This window comes from Nonomuraea aurantiaca (assembly GCF_020215705.1).
Classification (GTDB): domain Bacteria; phylum Actinomycetota; class Actinomycetes; order Streptosporangiales; family Streptosporangiaceae; genus Nonomuraea; species Nonomuraea aurantiaca.
The window spans coordinates 1-1,401 of record NZ_JAIWNB010000113.1; the positions used below are offsets into that span (position 1 = coordinate 1).

Here is a 1,401-nt window from a genome sequence, read left to right on the forward strand (position 1 = left end):
CAATGCCGTTGCTTGACTCACGCAAGCGTTTCATGTGACTTCAGAGAGTGACGTTTCGATTGGTTCTGCCGATGTCTCGATATGCATCCGTGGATCGGGTTGTCCGAGAACGTGCGTCTGGGAGTGCTCACCGAGCGGGTCACGCCCGAACTGGTGGATCGAATGCTGGCCGAGCACGGCTGTGAGGGCAGCAGGCCGGGAGCGTTGCCGCCGCGGTTCATGATCTACTTCGTCCTGGCACTGGCGCTGTTCCAGCAGGACTCCTATGACGATGTCGCCGAGAACCTGGTGGGAGCGCTGGGCGGGATGGATCAGTCGGTCCCGAACAAGTCCTCCTTCACTCGTGCCCGGCAACGGCTGGGCGCGGGGCCGTTGGAAGGGCTGTTTCGTGCGGTGGCCGGATCGGTGGCTCCGAGAGGGTTGACGGGATCGTTCTATCGCGGGATGCGGCTGGCCGCGGTCGACGGGTTCGTCTTGGATGTGCCGGACACCACGGCCAACCGGGTCTTCTTCGGCGGCCCGAGCGACGCCAAAGGTCGGGACGTGGGTTTTCCGCAGACGCGGGTGGTCACGTTGACCGAGACCGGCACTCACGCCTCCATCGACGCGGCGGTGGGGTCGTTCAACGGCGGGGAACCGGAGCTGGCCACAAGGTTGGCTGGCAGCGCCGCCGGCATGCTGGTTCTCATGGACCGCGCCTTCCCCGGCGTGGCGTTGTGGAAGGCTTATACCCAGGCCGGGGCGCACCTGCTGCTCCGCGCTCGCTCGTGCGTGGCCAAGCGGCCGATCCAGATTCTGGCCGACGGCACGTACCTAGCGCGGATGAGCCTGGCCGGCCAGCGGGCGTCACATCCGGGCGGGGTGACGGTCCGGGTCGTGGAGTACCGGATCGACGGCGGCGAAGTGATCCGCCTGCTGACCGACCTACTGGATGTCGACGCCTATCCCGCCGCGGAACTGGCCGCGCTGTATCACGAGCGATGGGAGGCGGAATCGGCCTACCGGCAGATCAAGACCTTCCAGCGTGGCCCCGCGCAGGTGCTGCGCTCGGCCGGCCCGGAGCTGGTCCGCCAAGAGGTCTGGGCGCACCTGGTCGTACACCACTGCTTGGCCCAGATCGTCATGCGCTTGGCCGAGGCCGGAGGCCTTGACCCGGACCGCATCTGCTTCGTCAAGGTCCTCAAGCACGTCCGGCGTAGTGTCATCCGGCAGTGCGTCCAGACGCCGGTGAAGCTGAAGACGTTTCTGACCAACATGGCCGCCAAGATCGGTCGCAAGCTCGACAACGGCACCAGACGGCTACGCGAGGCCGACCGATTCCTCAAACGCCCAGAGTCCAAGTACGGACCCCGCTATCGAACCAGCCGAGGTCATCCCGCTCCCCGGCCCACAAGGAAAGTC

1 protein-coding gene is annotated in these 1,401 nt (G+C 66.1%); it reads left to right on the top strand.

Annotation, left to right across the window (positions count from 1 at the left end; genetic code table 11):
- Window positions 1-99 precede the first annotated feature (99 nt).
- Window positions 100-1,401: IS4 family transposase (locus LDL49_RS56385; protein WP_225303188.1), on the top strand; the 1,302-nt coding region annotated here is incomplete at its 3' end.